This window comes from Kribbella sp. NPDC051952, from assembly GCF_040680855.1.
Classification (GTDB): domain Bacteria; phylum Actinomycetota; class Actinomycetes; order Propionibacteriales; family Kribbellaceae; genus Kribbella.
The window spans coordinates 57,715-74,444 of record NZ_JBFAXQ010000026.1; the positions used below are offsets into that span (position 1 = coordinate 57,715).

The window sequence follows — 16,730 nt, forward strand, 5'->3', positions numbered from 1 at the left end:
TGCGTTAGCGGGCTGCTCGCAGGTTCAGGCCGGACTGGTTGTTGGGGGTGCGGAGTTCCAGGCGGTTGGTGGTGATGGTGTAGGTGAGTTTGGTCTGGAGGTTTGTGATGACTGCTTGCTCCAGGCGCGCGGTGTCGCCCATGCAGCCCACCAGTGTCATCGTGACGAGCCCCAAGCCGACGGTGGAGCCGTCACGAACAGCCAGGCCGCTGAACTCATTGCAGCCGGTGGAGCCCGTGACCTTGTCTTTCTTGATGATCAAGTAGGCCGACCCGGCCCGCGCGAAGTCCTCGACGCTGGATCCGGAGACGACCGACTCGACAACCCATTTGGTGCCCTCGAGCGCAACGTCGGGCAGTGCGACCGGGGTTGTGGACGACGGCTCGGTAGTGGACGTACTTCCTCGGACAGATGAGTTCTCCGCACCGGAAGGTTCGCTGTCGCAGGCAGTCAGCGCCAGCGCCACACCGATTACCACCATCCCCAGAAGCCTCATCCTGATTCACCCCTCGTTCTACAGACGCTGTCAGACCCCGCTCGTGTTGCACAGGACTGGGGGCCGCATGCTTGGACTGTGGGCGATGTGGACGTGGCGGCGGTGATGGCCGGGAGCTTTCTCGGCCATCTCCCGGTTGAGCTGGTCGAGCGGTTGCTAGCGTCGGGCGAGCGGATCCACTTCCCCGCAGGCAGCACGCTCTACCGCGAGCGGTCCGCGCCGCGCGCCCTGCTGGTAGTCCAGGGTCTGCTGCGGGTGTACATGTCCTCCCCCGAGGGCCGGCAGGTGACAGTGCGGTACGCACGGACCCGCGACGTACTCGGGATCGCCGTACTCGTCGGCGGTCCGGCCGATGTCGGCGTACAGACGCTGGCGGATTCGACCCTGTTCCGGATCGACGCCGGCTTGTTGACCACCGCGGCGCGCACCGACAGCCGCGTCTCGTGGGCGATGGCCGAAGAGCTCAGCCGTCGCCTGTACGAAAACCTGCACCAGACCGCAGTCAACGCGTTCGGCACCGTCCGGCAGCGAGTCGCCGCCCACCTCCTGGACCTGGCCTCGACCCAGCAGAGCCCGCACGGCGAACTCATCGCCCACGTCTCCCAGCAGGAGCTCGCCGACGCCGTCGGCTCGGTCCGCGAAGTAGTTGCCCGAGTACTGCGCGAGTTCCGCCAGGCTCAGCTGGTCACGACCTCAGCCGACCGGGTCCACCTCCTCGACCCCACCGGCCTCCACGACCAGACCTGGAACCCGGACGACGTGTGACCTCGCCAACTCCAGCGAAGAACAAAAGTCACAGACGTACGCCGCAGCCGGGGGAAGACTGATGCCCCAGGCCCCGAATCCGTCGGGACCCGATCGGCACCCCAGGAGTCACCATGTCCAGCGTCTCGCGGCGGCCCAGATGAAGTTCACCAACACGATCACGATCGAACGGCCGGCCGACGTCGTCTTCGCCTACCTCGCGAACCTGGAAAACATCCCGGCCTGGAACTACGCCATCACCGAAACCCACCAGCTGACCCCCGGCCCACCCGCCGTCGGCACCCGCTACCGCCAAACCCGCACAATCCCCACCCACGCCGAAGAATCCCTGGAGATCACCGAGTTGATCCCCAACCAGAAACTAACCATCAACGGCACCCTCAACTCCTGGCCCGCCCACCTGACCTACACCCTGCACCCGACCGGCAACGCCACCACCCTCACCAACACCATCGACCTACACCTCCAAGGCCCCCTGACCCTCGTGGCCCCCCTCGCCCGCACCCAAATAAAATCCGCAGTAGCCAAAAACCTAGCCACCCTAAAACAACACCTCGAACAACCATGACGCCCAAGCGCACGGCCACAACCTCTACTTCGCCAATGGTGCGGTCTCGGTGTCAGCGGTTGGGCGCAGTCCTGGTGTCCACAGCTCCTTCGTCTGGGTGATCCAGAAGGCGAGGAACAGCAGAATCAAGGCGACCTCGACGTGCAGCAACGAATACTTCCAATCCAGGAGTCGGCCAAGCACGCCGTAGGCGATGCACACGCCCATGGCGATGGCGATCCCTCGGTACAGCTTGGTCACCCGCCTCTTCAGGACGGGCCCAGTGGTGTTGTTGCGGGGCGCGTCCCGTCCGTTGAGCCAGACGATCGAGATGATCATCGCGAAGAACGCGAGCGCGGCCACATAATGAGCGTTGTCCTTGAAGCTGGGGCGGAACCACACGAACCATACGAGGCCTGCGACGAGGATCAGGCTCGATGCGGCCAGAGCTCTGTCTTGCGCCGTGCTCCATCGATCCGACCTCTGTACGTCGTGACCTTCGTTCGGCGCGATCAAGCCGTCGGATGGGGCGTCGCGATTGGCATCGAGCTTGATCCCGAACGACACCGCCAGAGCCACCGATCCCGCTATGAAGAGGGCCCACATGTTGTTGGCGATGCTGGGAGACGGATCGCTCAACGTCTGTGACACTGACGAACAGGACCCTTCTCCTGGGGTCGGCACCAGCGCGACGACCGGCGCGAACATCCCACCGATGTTCAGCAGAACGTCTTCCGGCTTGGTACTCCCCTTGAGCACGATCATGCAGACCCCGACCGCGAGCACTGAGCAGACGAAGATCGCACGGGCCGGCGTGTAGTAATAGGCACTGATCGACCCCTGCCAGCACCGCGGGTCCGTCCTGAAGCGCTCGATCAGCACCGACACGGCCAACAGCACCAGAACGGCAATCATCGCGAGCCGCACGTTTCGGTAGGTTCTGCTTTCGGGACTGGCCGACTGCACCACGATGCTTTCCCCTTGGTCCGTTGTTATCGATCGGTATCGCTTGCCGACCGCCCAGCTGTGCTGAACTCGACCCGCACCGATCCGTCGTCTGGCAGCGCAATCACGCCGTCGGCATCGCTGCGCCATCCGACGGGCAAGAGATAAAACTTGTCGCCAGTTCGCTGAAGCAGGCGGAGGCCGTCGTACCGGAAGCCATAGGCGGACGACGACTCGGTGATCTGATACTTCGTCACTCCCGGGCCGGCGAGCTGGATGTCCTGCTTGCTGTACACGACGACGCCAGTGCGCTGATCGAGGCCGGCCACGATCTGATCAGCGAGCCCGCGACCGACGACGCCGGCGAACGTCGACAGTCCCCAGAAGATAGTGAGTGCAACGAGTGCTCCGACCAGCAGTTTCATCAGTGGCCAATGCCACCTGGCGAGACATCCGTCGTCGCTGTCAGGCTTGGTTAGACTCTTGATCCTGCGATACATCACCGACGCATAACTACTGACCAGAATGCCGACGGTCATGCACAAAGGCACGATCAGCTCCATCCAGGCCGGCCAAACCATGCCTGCGACTAGACCAACAGCTGGCACAACGAGCCAACTGATCCTCAGCCAGCGGAATCTCTTGCTCCAACCCGGCAGGCCACGGCGGTGATCAACCGCAGCCGAGATCCGCTCGTGCACAAGTAGCCACACCACCCCGGCACAGCCGACGACCAGCAACGGCACGAACAATGTATCGATGCTCCGCAGCACGTAGTCCCGGGTCGACATTCCCAGCACGCTCTCCTCGAGCCCAAGCTGGCGGGCCTGCTCATTACTCCTCGCCCAGCCGAAATAGACGAGGAGAGCGGTAGCCACGGTGAGAGGTGGACCGAATACGCTCACGAGGCTGAGCGCCGACCGCATGACGTCAAATGCGTCATGACCTGTTGGCTTGGGCTGGGCCTGATCGCCTCCATGCGTGGAGGAGCTGCCTCTGCGACGTCGGACTGTCGACACCATCTGCCGCATCTCCCTACCGAATTTCAGGACCCGCACTCGGAGTTCGGCGAGTTGGACACACCGGCCGAGTACTCGAAGACCTCTCCCGGCGGGCTGGTACGTCGGCCGCCCGGTGATTTGACCGTGATTCGCACCTTCCCCGCGCGAGCATTCGGCGGCGAGCAGACGTACATGAATTGGCCGGCGAATCCGCTGCCGTCGGTGAACTCCGTCGCCCTGATGTCACCGAAGTACACCTCGGAAACCTGCACGAGTCCCGAGCCGAGAATCTGTACCCGAGTCCCACCCTCGAATGGCCCCGCGACCAATCCGGGATCGCCCTCGACCGGATCCCTGAGCTGCAACTTGTCTATGCCCCACGGGCAGGCAGTTCCGGACGCCGGAGTGATCTGCACCCGACTACGCGGCTGCGTGCGATGCACGGAGACGAGTCGTTGCAGTAACGACACAACTGAGGTCTCCAAGCAGTTCTGTCGCTGTCCGGCCAGGTCCTTCCTTGCCTGGTTCAAGTAGGCGGCTGCCGCGCCCCAGTGCGCCGGATCACCGCCCAGCGAACCCAGACATGCTTCCCCCACGCCACGGTAGGCCGACCGCATCCGCCCGAGTGTGTCGCCCTCCGCTCCCGCCAGGAACTCACATCGCCGTACCCGTTCCGCGCCGGTAGCCAGAACTGCTCGATGCGTACGGCCGAACCACTCCATGGGTGGCGGCGAATCGGCGGCCGCAGGCCCGAAGGGTACCCAGGTCACCTTGGTAACCGGAGTCTCCCGCGGGGAAGTCTGACCTTCGCCCGGCCGTACCGACGACGTCACGCCTGGCCGTGGTACGGGGGTACTACTTCGTCCGCGCCAGGTCGACGAGGTACCTGCTGGATACGGCGTCAATGGCCGCACCGGCGTCCAGGTCTTAAGCTCGCTCCGACCTGGTGTCGGACTCGTTGCGGGCTGCGAAGAACCGGCGGGCCGGCTCGGAACAATCGTCGGCGCAGCCGACGTGGCCGGGTCCGCGTCCGCGTCGATCCGGCCACCCGAATCCGGTCGACAACTCGTGGTGGTCGCACACAGCAGAAGCACTGCCACCCACCGGCAACCTCGCATCTTGCTCATTACTTCCCCCTGGTCCCCTCATGAACCGGAGGAAGCACGAACCCGAAACATACACATCGCTTCGAATTGAACATCCATTTCAATCAATCCGATGAGCACAGACTCCTTCGAATCGCTGGGAATCCTGGTCACAGTGCGCCAGACCGCAGATCAGTACACCTGAGCGGTCATCTCAAGTCGTGCGCCGAGACGACAGTACGGGGCAGTCGCTAGCGCGCGACGACAGGAGCACGCGTGCCCATGGGCGGGTGGGAGCGACGGCGAAGGAGCGCGCGGAGCGGCGCGTGGGACGAAACCTGTCTACTCGTACATCTTGTCGAGGAGGGCGGCGTATTCGGTTTCTACGTGTTTGCGTTTTAGTTTGAGGCTGGGGGTCATTTCGCCGGATTCGACGGTGAGGTCTCGGTCCAGGATGGTGAACTTCTTGATGGTTTCCCAGCGGTTCAAGCCTGAGTTCAGTTCGTCGACGTAGCCCTGCACCATGGTCCGGGCTGCGTCCGAGGTGACGATCTCGGCGTACGACTTGCCGGCGAGGCCGTTGGTGGTGGCCCAGCCCACGACGGCGTCAGGGTCGAGGGTGACCAGGGCGGAGACGAAGTTGCGTTTGTTGCCGTGGACAATGAACTGGCTGGCGTACGGGCAGAGGGTCTTGAAGCGGCCCTCGATCACCTGGGGGGCGACGTACTTGCCGCCGGAGGTCTTGAAGAGGTCCTTCTTGCGGTCGGTGATGACGAGGTAGTCGTCCTCGAAGTGGCCGATGTCGCCGGTGTGGAACCAGCCCTCGGCCGTGATCACCTCGGCCGTCTGGGTCGGCTGGTTGTGGTAGCCGCCCATCACACCGTCGCCCTTGATCAGGATCTCGCCGTCCTCGGCGATCTTGAGCTGGGTGCCGGGGAACGCCAATCCAACGCTGCCGAGCCGGTACTCGGTCGGCCGGTTGAGCGTCGCCCCGGCAGCCGTCTCGGTCAGGCCGTAGCCCTCGAGGATCAGCAGACCCGCAGCGTGGAACCACTCCGCCAAGCCCTTGTCCAATGCCGCTGACCCGGAGACAAAGAACCGGATCCGCCCGCCGAAGCGGTCGCGGATCTTCGACAGCACCAACCGGTCGGCCGTGGCGAACTGCGCGGCCAGCAGCCCCGACGGCTCCTTGCCGGCCTGGCGCAACGCGGAGACGCGAGCGCCGACGCCGAAGGCCCAGTGGAACATCTTGGCCTTGACGCCACCCTCGGACTCGATCATCGTCACGATCCGCGCGTGCGCCTTCTCGAAGATGCGCGGCGCGGCGGCCATGAATGTCGGTTGTACGATTGCAGCATTGTCGACAATCTTGTCGATCCGCCCGTCCACAGCGGTCGCGAAACCGATCTGGCACTGTACGGCGACCAGCACCTGACCGAACACGTGCGACAACGGCAACCACAAGAACTGCAGGTCGTCCGGGCTGAGCACCCGCATCCCCTCGACGGCCGCGCCCTCGTACGTCCAGACCGAATGCGGCAGCCGCACGCCCTTGGGACGACCGGTGGTGCCTGAGGTGTAGATCAGCGTGCACAGGGATGCCGGCTTGATCTCGCCGAGCCGCTTGTCGACCGCGGACGGGTTCTCGGTCAGGTACGACGTACCCAACGCGTCGAAGTCCGCCAGGCTGATCACCCAGTCGCCGTCGCTCTCCAGCGGCGAGCCGTCGATCAGCACGACCTTCCGCAGCGACGGCGTCTCGGACCGGTGCGCGCGCAGCTTGTCGACCTGCCCGGCGTCCTCGGCGAACACGACCTGTACGTCGGCATCCGCCACGATGAACGCGACGTCCTCGGAGATTGTCGACGGGTAGATTGTCGTCGTCGCGGCGGCGGCCAGTACGGCGGCCAGGTAGCAGTCGATCCACTCCATCCGGGTGCTCGACGCGATCGCGACCCGCTGCTCCGGCTCGACGCCGAGCGCGACCAGTCCGGCGGCCCGGCGGCGGGCCAGTTCGTCGGTCTCACTCCAGGTGACGGACGTCCATTGGTCCCCGGCCGGGTACCGGAACGCCTCGCGCTGCGGGGTCGCGGCAACGCGGTCCAGGAACATCTGGGCCATCGTGCTCTTGCGGTTGGTGAGCAGTGCGAGCTGGCCGGAATCGGCGACGGGATTCATAACTGGCCTCCATCGGGGGTCAAGTAACCGGAGGGTAATCGGTCTGGGGTGGTGCTGGCCATGGCACTCGCTCGCCTGCTGGGAGCTTCTCCATCACGTTTCCGCAACAGGCACACACGGTCAGTCGTAACCGTCTCACTATCCGTCCACGCAGCGTCTACCGGTGCTGATCGAGCGTACGGCGGACCGTCTTGGCGTCGGGGTGGTCAAGCGTTTCGAAGATCTCCAGCGCCTCGGTCCAACTCGCGCGAGCCGCCTCCAACTGCCCGGCCTGGGCTTGGGTTTCCGCCATCGAGACCAGCGTCTCCGCGGTGTCGAGCCGGCGGCCGAGCACGCGGAGAAGGCCGACCGACATCGCGTAGCTGGCGATGGCCTCGTCGAGCCGCCCTTGCCCGGCCAGCGCGAAGGCCATCGTGTCACCCACGACCGCCCGCCCGAACTCCGAGTCGAGCTCCGAGTAGAGCTTCAGCGACTGCTGCGCGTAGTCGACAGCGACGTCGTACTCGCCGAGCTTCGCGTGGTACCAGCCGAGATTGTTGAGCGCGTTCGCCCGCGGATCGACCAGCCCGAGCCGCTCGTAGATCCGCAGCGCCCGGGATGTCCGTTCGATCGCCTGCCGATGTTCGCCCAGCCGCGTCAGCACCCTGGCCAGACTCAGCGAGCCGTGCGCGATCCCCGCCTCGTCGTCGAGCTCCTCCGCGATCCCGAGCGCCAACTCGTGCTGCCGGATCGCGTTGTCCCACTGCCGCAGCGCCATATGCCCGCGGGCGAGGTCGCGGCGTGTCTGCGCTTGCTTGTGCGGATCGTTGAGCCGTACGGACGCCTCGAGCGCGAGCGTCTGCGACTCCATGTACCCGGACCGCCCACGGAAGTCGAGATAGTCCGCCAGCGCCCAGACGTACAGCCAGAGCAACCCGTCCGCCCGCCCGGCGGCAGAACGCAGTACGGCGAGACTGTTCGGTTGCTCGGAATCGAACCACTCGAACGCCTCCTCCCGCGTCGTCGGCAGCACGAGCTCGACCTCTGGATCAAGATCCGGCAACTCCACCGGAACGCGCCCGGGCGCGAGCAAACGTGCCCCCGCACTCCCCGTGTGAACCAGGTACCCGAGCAGCCGCTCGAACGCCTCATCCGCCTCCTGCTCATCGCACAACTCGTGCGCGTAGGCACGCAGAAGATCGTGCAGCACATACCGATCCGGCGCGATCTCGATCAGCTGATGGTTGGCGACCAGTACGGCGAGCATCGCCTGCGCATCCCGCACTCGCACACCGGCCAGCGCGGCCGCCGCACCCAGACTGATCTCCGCACCAGGATGCTGCGACAACAACCGGAACAGGCGCGCGAGCTCCGGTCGCAGCTCCCGATAGGACCAGGAGAAGACCGTGCGTACGTCGATCCCGTCGGCGGTAGAGAGCGCGTCCAGCGGATCCTCGCGCAACGTCTCGACAAAGGAGCCCAGCTCCCGTCGCGGCCGCAGCGAGATCTGTGCCGCGAGCAACGACAACGCGAGCGGAAGCCCTGCACACCTGTCGATCAAAGCGTCCGTACTCACGGCATCCGCCAGCAACCGCGGTTCGCCGACCCTTGCCGCCAGCAACTGTCGGGACTGGGAAGGGTCCAGCACATCGAGCAGAATCGGCCGCGCCTGCTCGGTGGCGACCAATCCGGCGAGTTCGTTCCGGCTCGTGACGACGGTGAGGCACCTCGGCCCGGTCGCCGCCAGCGGCCGGACCTGGTCGGAGGTACGCGCGTTGTCCAACACCACCAGGACCGATCGCTCGGCCAGCAGGCTGCGGTAGAGCGCGATCTGCTCCTCCGCTGTCGGCGGGATCCGGTCGGGCGGAATCCCCAGTGCGGCGTGGAATCGGGGCAGGACGGAGTGCGGGTCGGCCGGTTCCGTCACGGACGAGAAGCCGAGCAGATCGGCGTACAGGATGCCGTCCGGGAAGTTGTCGGCGACCTGCGTGGCCCAATGGATCGCCAGCGAGGTCTTGCCGACGCCGGCCGGGCCGATGATCAGGCCGAGGCCCGCGCCGGGCAGGAGACCGTCTAATTGGCCCAGGGGCTCGGTGCGGCCGGAGAACGTGCGGATGGCGGTCGGCAGCTGGCGCGGTACGACCATGCTGTCGGTGTCGGTGGTGGCCAGCAGTTCGGCGTGCAGGCGTTGGAGTTCGGGACCTGGGCCGACGCCGAGGAGATCACGCAGTCGCCGGGAGACTTCGCCGTACGTCGACAACGCGAGCGCCGGCCGTCCGGACGCACGATGGGCGCGGATCAGCTGGCCCCAGAAGCGTTCGCGGGTCGGGTGGCGCTCGACGAGCTCGGTGAGTTCGGGAATCACCCCGGACGCGTCGCCCTGGATGAGGCGGGCGTCGAAGTAGAGCTCCTGGGCCTGCAGGTGTTCCTCGAGCAGGCGCGGGATCATCTCGCGGGTCAGGGCGCTGGTGTCGAGGCCGGCCAGCGGTTCGGCTCGCCAGAGCGCGAGGGCTTCGGTGAGGATCTCGACGGTGGCGGCTGGATCTGCGGTCTTGGGAGCCTTGCGAACCAGGGCTCGGAAGACTTCGAGGTCGAGCTGCGCCGGGTCCGCGTGCAGCGAGTAACCGCCGTCCCCGGTGTGGATCATCGTCCGGCCCGAATCGCCCAGCGCGGTCCGGAGCCGGGAGATGTAGATCTGCAGCGCGGCGCGTGGGTTGGTCGGCAGCTCGTCGTCGCCCCAGAGCACGTCGACCAGGTCATCGGTGCGGACGGTCCGATTCAGCCGCAGCAGCAGGGCGGCAAGCAGCAGCGCCGGACGGTGCGACGGCAGCGGTACGACGGCGCCGTCAGCGGTCCGCACCTCCACGGTCCCGAGCAGCCGGAACCGCAGCCCAACCACCGCATCTCGCTCCAGCTCGGTCACCTCCACCCACGAGAGACCTCACCCTAACGGCACCTCAGGTGCGTTTGCGGGCAATCAAACGATGGATCCAATCTCCCTTTGATGTCAGCGCTGGGCGAGGAGCTCCGCGATCTGGACCGCGTTGAGGGCGGCGCCCTTGCGGAGGTTGTCGTTGGAGACGAACAGGACCAGGCCGTGGTTGCCCCGGACCGACTGGTCCTGGCGGATCCGACCGACGTACGACGGGTCGCGACCGGCGGCGAGTAGCGGGGTCGGGAGGTCGGCCAGCGCGACACCGGGGGCGTCGGCGAGGAGCTCGGTGGCCTGTTCGGGGGTGATCGGGTCGGCGAACTCGGCGTGGATGCTCAGCGAGTGACCGGTGAAGACGGGTACGCGGACGCAGGTGCCGGCGACCGGGAGGTCCGGGATGTGCAGGATCTTCCGGCTCTCGTTGCGGAGCTTCTGCTCCTCATCGGTCTCACCGGTGCCGTCGGCAACGATCGATCCGGCGAGTGGGAGCACGTTGAAGGCGATCGGACCGGCGTACACCTTGGGCTCGGGGAGCTCGATGCCATCGGTGCCGCGGGCAAGTTTTCCGCCTGGTTCGACGAGGGCGCGGGCTTGGTCCTCGAGTTCGCTGACGCCGACGCCGCCGGAGCCGGAGACCGCTTGGTAGGTCGAGACCACCAGGCGGGTCAGGGTCGCGTGGCGGTGCAGCGGGGCGAGGACCGGCATGGCGGCCATCGTGGTGCAGTTGGGGTTGGCGACGATGCCCTTCGGGAGGTGGTCGAGGTCGCCCGGGTTCACCTCGGAGACGACGAGGGGTACGTCGGGGTCCATCCGCCAGCCGGATGAGTTGTCGACCACGATCGCGCCGGCGGCGGCTGCCTTCGGGGCGTACTCCTTGGAGGCTGTTTTCCCGTTGGAGAACAGCGCTAGGTCGAGGCCGGTGAAGTCCGCGGTCGCGGAGTCCTCCACGGTGATCTCGCGATCCCCGAACGGCAACGTGCTGCCTGCCGAGCGCGCTGACGCGAAGTACCGGATCTCGTCCACCGGGAACTTCCGCTCGATGAGCAGCTCCCGCATAACGCTTCCAACCTGACCAGTTGCACCAAACACACCTACTCGCATGAGGAAAACAGTAGTAGGTCCCCACCCCTCCCGCCCCCAAATTCCACCATGCGGTGGGTTTACAGAGGATGGGTTGAGGCAGCCGCACCACCGGGGGGCAGGTTGGGGGCCGGACCTGCGCCACTCAGCAACTGGTGGTCCCGGCAGGGGTCAGGCGGGCGGGACCGGCTGTGGGGGTGGTTGATGAGTGCTGCAGGTCCGCCCACCCCACGGCCCGGCACCTGGGGCGGGGGGTGCCGGGCCGGTGGGGTTACTGCACGTCGGCTACCAGGGTGCCGCCGTTGGCTACGTCGGTCTTTTCGATCTCCTGGAAGACGATTCGGACGGACTCGCGCTTGGCGCCGAGGATGGCGATGGCGGAGTCGGTGACGGCGGCGACGAACTCGCGGCGTTGGTCGAGGGTGCGACCGGAGAGCAGTTCGACGGTGATGTTCGGCATACAGGATCTCCTCAAGGGTTGTCGGGTGCAGTGTTTCAGTTGACGGCCGCGGCGCGGCGGGTGGTGAGTTCGTCGGGGTCGGAGTTCAGGGAGTCGATCAGTTCGTCGACCTCGGGGCGGCGTTCGGGCAGCAGCCAGCCGAGGCCGACGTACACCACCAGGGAAGTTGCCAACGGCAACGCGACGACCAGCGTGGTGTCGGTGGAGTCGAGGCCCCACTTCACGACCGCCCACACGATCAACCCGATTGCCCACGAGACCAGCGCCGCCCGCGACCCACTCCGCTTGAACCAAGGCAACAGACCAAGCATCAGCGGAATCGAGATCGGCCCCATCGTCGCCGCGACCAGATCCACGACGATCTTCAGGACCACACCTTCACCGTTGGTCGCGATCGCGATCAGCATGCTCACCGTCACGAACGTGAACGTCGTGATCCGCGCGAACTTCAACGCCCCCGCATCGGTCATCCGCCGCACCTTCGGCACCAGCACCGGCGCCAAGTCCCGGGTGATCACGGACGAGATCACGTTCGCGTCGGATGCCACCATCGCCATCGTGTGCGAGAAGAATCCCGCCAGCACCAGCCCGATCAGTCCGGTCGGCAGCAGCAGTTGCGCGAGTTCGACGTATGACTGCTCCGGCTTACCCGGATGGACCAGCAGCGGCGCCGCGCACATCGGGATGAACAGGATCAGCGGCCAGACCAGCCACAGGATCGACGACAGCAACGCGGACCGCTTCGCGTCGGAGCCGGACGGCGCGGCCATGTAGCGCTGCGCCAGGTTCCACATCCCGCCGTTGTACTCGAACGTCTTGATGAACAAGAACGCGATCAAGAAGATCGGCGTATACGGCCCGTTCAGCGCATCCCCGTGCCCGGCCGGCAGTTGGTCCCACATCTTCCATAGCGTCGGTACGCCGTCCAAGTGCGCGAGCACCCCGATGAACATCGCGATCCCGGCCCCGAACTGGATCACGAACTGCCCGAAGTCGGTCAGTACGTCGGCCCACAGCCCGCCGAGCGTCGCGTACAACATCGTGACCACACCGGTCAGCAGGATCCCCCACCGCATCGGTACGCCGGTGAATCCGTTCAGCAGCACGGCGATCGCGACCCACTTCGACGCGATGTCCACGACCTTCAGCGCGGCACCGGAGTACGCGAGCGCCTGCTGGGTCGGCAGGTTGTAGCGCCGGGCCAGGTACTCCAGCGGTGAGACGACGCCGTGTTTGGCCCGCAATCGGTTCCAGCGGGCGGCGAACACGAACGCACCGATCCCCACGCCGATGCCGATCGACATCGCCCACCAGACGTAGACGGTGATGCCGTAGCTGTAGGCGACCGCCGCGAAGGCGACGAACATGACGGCGCTGTAGCCGGACATGTGATGCGAGATGCCGGACAGCCACCAGGGAATCCGGCCGCCGGTAGTGAAGTAGTCCACGACGGTCTTGATCTTGGAGCGCGACCAGACTCCGATCAGCACCATCAAGACGAAGTACGCGACCAGGACCGACCAGTCCAGAGTGGTCATCAGGGATCCTCCCAGGGGCGTTGGGCGAGTGCTTGAGAGGTTCCACCGAACAGAACTAGGTGTCAAGAGACGGAACCCGGAACAATTCTGCACGGTGTTCCAGCCCTCCACGGCGATTGACAGGAGGTTCCGTGGAATAGAACCTTGTTCTGTGAACGCTCAGCCGCCCCTCCAGGTCAGACATGCCACCCACCCCGCCCAGGTGCCCGGCTTCGACACCGCCGCGCTGCGCTCGCACTACCTGGTCGACGACCTCTTCACGCCGGACACGATCACCGCGGTGCTCACCCACCACGACCGGATCGTGCTCGCCGGCGCGCGCCCCACGAACGGCCCGCTGACGCTCGGCACCTGGCCCGAGCTGCGCAGCGAGTACTTCCTCGAACGCCGCGAGGCCGGCATCGTCAACGTCGGCGGCGCAGGCACAGTCACCGCGGACGGCACGAAGTACGAGCTGTCGACCGGAGCCTGCCTGTACGTCGGACGCGGGGTCCGCGAGATCACCTTCGACGGACCCGATGCGGCGTTCTACGCCTTCTCCGCCCCGGCACACGCCGACTTCCCGACCGCCCAGATCAACCCCGGCGAGGGCAACCGGATCGAAGCCGGCGACCAGCAGACCGCGAACCGCCGCACGATCGACCAGTACATCCATGCCGACGGCGTCCGCAGCTGCCAGATCGTCCTCGGCGTGACGACGCTGCACGCCGGCAGCACGTGGAACACCATGCCCGCGCACACGCACGACCGTCGGACCGAGTGTTACGTCTACTTCGGTCTGCCCGAGACCGAGCGGATCGTCCATCTGCTCGGTGAGCCCAACGAGACCCGGCACCTGCTGGTCGCCGACCGGCAAGCGGTGATCTCCCCGAGCTGGTCGATCCACTCCGGCTCCGGCACCTCGTCGTACAGCTTCGTTTGGGCGATGGCGGGCGAGAACCAGGCGTTCGCCGACATGGACGGTGTCGACGTACGGGAGCTGCGGTGACGTCTGACGCCTTCAGCTTGCGAGGGCGTACGGCGCTGGTCACGGGAGCCCGGCGTGGTATCGGGGCGGCGATCGCGGCCGGGTACGCCGCGGCCGGGGCCGAGCTGATCCTGATGGCGCGCGACGCGGCGCTCGAGGACACCCTCGAAGCCATCAAGGAGAACGGTGGTGGCGAGGCAACGGTCGTCACCGCCGACTTCGCCGATCCGGACGCGGTCGAAGCGGCCGCGGTGAAGCTGGCGGCGGAACGACGGATCGACATCCTGGTCAACAACGCCGGCACCATCCGGCGGGCACCGGCGGCCGAGACCAGCGCCGCCGACTGGCGGCACGTGATCGACGTCAACCTCAACTCCACCTGGGCCGTCACGCGGCCGGTCGGGAGCGCCATGGTCGACCGTGGCGCCGGGCGGATCATCACGATCGCCTCGCTGCTGAGTTTCCAGGGCGGGATCACCGTTCCGGCCTACACTGCGAGCAAGCACGCGGTCGCGGGACTGACCCGCGCGCTGGCGAACGAATGGGGGCCGGCCGGCGTTCAGGTGAATGCGATCGCGCCCGGGTACATCAGTACCGACAACACCACCGGACTGCGCGCGGATCCGGCCCGCGAGACCGCGATCCGGGAGCGCATCCCGGCCGGCCGCTGGGGGCGGGCGGAGGACGTCGTCGGTGCCGCGGTCTTCCTGGCCTCGGCGGCGGCTGACTACGTCAACGGCCACGTCCTCGCGGTCGACGGCGGCTGGCTGGCCAGATAGGAGTGGCAAGATGACCGACATGAGCTCGCCTTCGGCCATCGACAAGACGTTGATGGTGCTGGACGCCGTCCTGGAGCACTCGCGGTTCACCGACGTGGTCAACGCGACCGGGCTGGCGAAGTCGACCGTGCACCGGATCATGGCGTCGCTGGTGGAGCACGAGTTCGTCGCGCAGGCGGAGGACGGTTCGTACCACCCAGGCCCGAAGGCGCTCCGGCTGGCCGGTCACGCCCTCACCAACGTCGACCTCGCGACCGTCGCTCGCCCGGTACTCGCGGACTTGGTCGCGCAGACGCGCTGCACAGTGCACGTGGGCCTCCTGAACGGCGACGAGGCGATCTACGTCGCGCGGCTCGACGGCCCGAAGCCGTACCGGATGCCGTCCCGCGTGGGTAAGGCGTTCTGGCTGCACTGCACCGGCATCGGCAAGGCCCTACTGGCCGAGAAGGACGACGAGGCACTCGACGCCCACATCACCCGGACCGGTCTGCCCGCCCGCACTCCCCTGACCCACACGACCGCGGCAGCACTGAAGGCCGATCTGAGCCAGGTCCGGTCCCGCGGTTACGCCCTCGACGACGAGGAGAACGAACCCGGCATCCGCTGCGTAGCCTCCGTCATCCACGATCACACCGGCACCGCGATCGCCGCCGTCAGCATCTCGACCCTCTCACTCGAGCAGTCGATCGCCCAGGTCGCCCTGATGGCACCGGCCGCGATCGAGGCCGCCCGGAAGATCTCCGCTGCTCTCGGCTACCGCGAACCCACCATCTGACGCCTCGCCGCCCACCGCACCACCGGCACGAACAGCACGCCGGCGACAGCGAACCAGACGCCAAGGATGATCCAGCCTGGTACGCCGAGACCGAGCGGAAGCAACGCCATCACGGTCGGTGCCAGCATCGAACTGACCGACGTACTGGTGTTCCAGACTCCTTGATACTGGCCCTGCGCGTGCTCGGCCGCCAGATCAAAGCCAAGCAGGAACGAACCGGACGACTGCAGCAACTCCCCGGCGACCTGCACGAGCGCGGCGACTACCAGCACGATGATCGCAACCACGGCATCTCCCGCGGAGGCAGTCGCGAACAGAACCATTGCTGCCAGCAACAACAGTCCTGCGGTCCTGGTCGCCCGCGCCGCGGACGCGGTGTCGACGATGCCACGCGACGCCCGGACCTGCAGTACGGCGACGCCCGCGGCGTTCACCATCAACGGCAGCGCGGCGGCCCAGTGCGGAGCGTCGGTGTGATCGACTACCCAGAGCGGAATGGCCACGTCGATCACCGAGTAGTGGATCGAGATCGCCGCATTGAGCCCGGAGACCGCCAGGTAACCGCGATCGCGGAGCGCCACCCACACCGGCCCGTCACCCTTTGGAAGTGGTTTCACCCGCGGTACGGCGAGCACGACCAAGGCCGAGATCACGCCGAGGACGACGTACACGCAGAACATCAGGTGGTACGAGGTCGCCGTACCGAAGGACAGTGCGACGGCGCCGAGGCCGGCACCGGCGGTGACGCCGATGTTGGTCATCGAGCGGAGGTAGGCGCGGGCCGCGACCCGGGCTTGGGAGCCTTGGGTGACGGCGGCGATCAGCGCGAACCGAACGGCGTTGGAGCCACGGTCGAGGATCGCGATGACCGTCGCGACCACGAGGAACTGCCAGAACGTGTCGATGACCAGGTAGAGCAGTGCCAGCACGGACAGGAAGAGGCTGAGTACGACGAACAATGTCCGCGGACCGCGGCGATCGGCCAGGTGACCGAACGGGATGCTCGCGAGCAGGCCGAACAGTCCGGCGACGGTGAGGCCGAGACCGACCTGGGCGATGGACAGGCCGATGATCCGGTTGAAATACAGCACGCTGATCGTCATCAGCAGGCCGTTGCCGACCCGGCTCAGCAGCGTGGCGAGGGCGAGCGGGCGCAACGGACCCGGCGGCGGGAGCAGTTTCCTCACCGGTTCATGGTGCGCT

At 66.5% G+C, this 16,730-nt stretch carries 15 protein-coding genes; 5 read left to right on the top strand and 10 right to left on the bottom strand.

What is annotated here, in order from left to right; translation table 11 throughout:
- Positions 1-4 precede the first annotated feature (4 nt).
- Positions 5-496, bottom strand: a complete 492-nt coding sequence (locus tag AB0L70_RS34290; RefSeq protein ID WP_363690956.1) for an META domain-containing protein — start codon at positions 494-496, stop codon at positions 5-7.
- Between the two features lie 78 nt (positions 497-574).
- Between AB0L70_RS34290 and AB0L70_RS34295 the strand changes: the two genes are divergently transcribed.
- Together AB0L70_RS34295 and AB0L70_RS34300 are read left to right on the top strand one after the other, a co-directional pair.
- Entirely contained in the window at positions 575-1,261 is a 687-nt protein-coding gene (locus tag AB0L70_RS34295; RefSeq protein ID WP_363690957.1) for a Crp/Fnr family transcriptional regulator, read from the top strand.
- Positions 1,262-1,400: 139 nt separating this feature from the next.
- Positions 1,401-1,829 carry an SRPBCC family protein gene (locus AB0L70_RS34300; RefSeq protein ID WP_363690958.1) on the top strand — a complete coding sequence of 143 codons (429 nt, stop codon included), beginning with the start codon at positions 1,401-1,403 and terminating at the stop codon, positions 1,827-1,829.
- A 24-nt stretch (positions 1,830-1,853) separates the two neighbouring features.
- On the opposite strand, the gene AB0L70_RS34305 is transcribed toward AB0L70_RS34300, so the two are convergent.
- The 8 genes from AB0L70_RS34305 to AB0L70_RS34340 all read right to left on the bottom strand — a co-directional run bounded on the left by AB0L70_RS34305 (position 1,854) and on the right by AB0L70_RS34340 (position 13,006).
- Positions 1,854-2,777: a hypothetical protein gene (locus AB0L70_RS34305; protein ID WP_363690959.1), complete on the bottom strand. Its 924-nt coding sequence runs from the start codon at positions 2,775-2,777 to the stop codon at positions 1,854-1,856.
- Between the two features lie 23 nt (positions 2,778-2,800).
- Positions 2,801-3,631, bottom strand: a complete 831-nt coding sequence (locus tag AB0L70_RS34310; RefSeq protein WP_363690960.1) for a hypothetical protein — start codon at positions 3,629-3,631, stop codon at positions 2,801-2,803.
- Between the two features lie 167 nt (positions 3,632-3,798).
- The gene (locus AB0L70_RS34315) at positions 3,799-4,524 is read right to left on the bottom strand and encodes an IPT/TIG domain-containing protein (RefSeq protein ID WP_363690961.1); all 726 of its coding nucleotides are present in this window, start codon (positions 4,522-4,524) and stop codon (positions 3,799-3,801) included.
- A 657-nt stretch (positions 4,525-5,181) separates the two neighbouring features.
- Complete coding sequence (locus AB0L70_RS34320) at positions 5,182-7,017, bottom strand: long-chain fatty acid--CoA ligase (protein ID WP_363690962.1); 1,836 nt, start codon at positions 7,015-7,017, stop codon at positions 5,182-5,184.
- A 157-nt stretch (positions 7,018-7,174) separates the two neighbouring features.
- Entirely contained in the window at positions 7,175-9,925 is a 2,751-nt protein-coding gene (locus tag AB0L70_RS34325; protein ID WP_363690963.1) for a BTAD domain-containing putative transcriptional regulator, read from the bottom strand.
- Between the two features lie 78 nt (positions 9,926-10,003).
- Complete coding sequence (locus AB0L70_RS34330; protein ID WP_363690964.1) at positions 10,004-11,029, bottom strand: aspartate-semialdehyde dehydrogenase; 1,026 nt, start codon at positions 11,027-11,029, stop codon at positions 10,004-10,006.
- A 250-nt stretch (positions 11,030-11,279) separates the two neighbouring features.
- Positions 11,280-11,468 carry a tautomerase family protein gene (locus tag AB0L70_RS34335; protein ID WP_363690965.1) on the bottom strand — a complete coding sequence of 63 codons (189 nt, stop codon included), beginning with the start codon at positions 11,466-11,468 and terminating at the stop codon, positions 11,280-11,282.
- Positions 11,469-11,503: 35 nt separating this feature from the next.
- Positions 11,504-13,006: a sodium:solute symporter family protein gene (locus tag AB0L70_RS34340; RefSeq protein ID WP_363690966.1), complete on the bottom strand. Its 1,503-nt coding sequence runs from the start codon at positions 13,004-13,006 to the stop codon at positions 11,504-11,506.
- A 151-nt stretch (positions 13,007-13,157) separates the two neighbouring features.
- On the opposite strand from AB0L70_RS34340, the gene kduI reads away from it, so the two are divergent.
- Genes kduI through AB0L70_RS34355 form a run of 3 tightly spaced genes read left to right on the top strand, consistent with a single transcriptional unit; the run spans position 13,158 to position 15,527 of the window.
- Entirely contained in the window at positions 13,158-13,994 is an 837-nt protein-coding gene (kduI, locus tag AB0L70_RS34345; protein WP_363690967.1) for a 5-dehydro-4-deoxy-D-glucuronate isomerase, read from the top strand.
- The gene (locus tag AB0L70_RS34350) at positions 13,991-14,752 is read left to right on the top strand and encodes an SDR family oxidoreductase (protein WP_363690968.1); all 762 of its coding nucleotides are present in this window, start codon (positions 13,991-13,993) and stop codon (positions 14,750-14,752) included. Before kduI ends, AB0L70_RS34350 begins: the two co-directional genes overlap by 4 nt.
- 10 nt (positions 14,753-14,762) lie before the next feature.
- Positions 14,763-15,527: an IclR family transcriptional regulator gene (locus AB0L70_RS34355; RefSeq protein ID WP_363690969.1), complete on the top strand. Its 765-nt coding sequence runs from the start codon at positions 14,763-14,765 to the stop codon at positions 15,525-15,527.
- Here AB0L70_RS34355 and AB0L70_RS34360 read toward each other — a convergent pair.
- Positions 15,506-16,714 carry an MFS transporter gene (locus AB0L70_RS34360; protein WP_363690970.1) on the bottom strand — a complete coding sequence of 403 codons (1,209 nt, stop codon included), beginning with the start codon at positions 16,712-16,714 and terminating at the stop codon, positions 15,506-15,508. The two genes, AB0L70_RS34355 and AB0L70_RS34360, sit on opposite strands and share 22 nt — an antisense overlap.
- Positions 16,715-16,730: the final 16 nt, after the last annotated feature.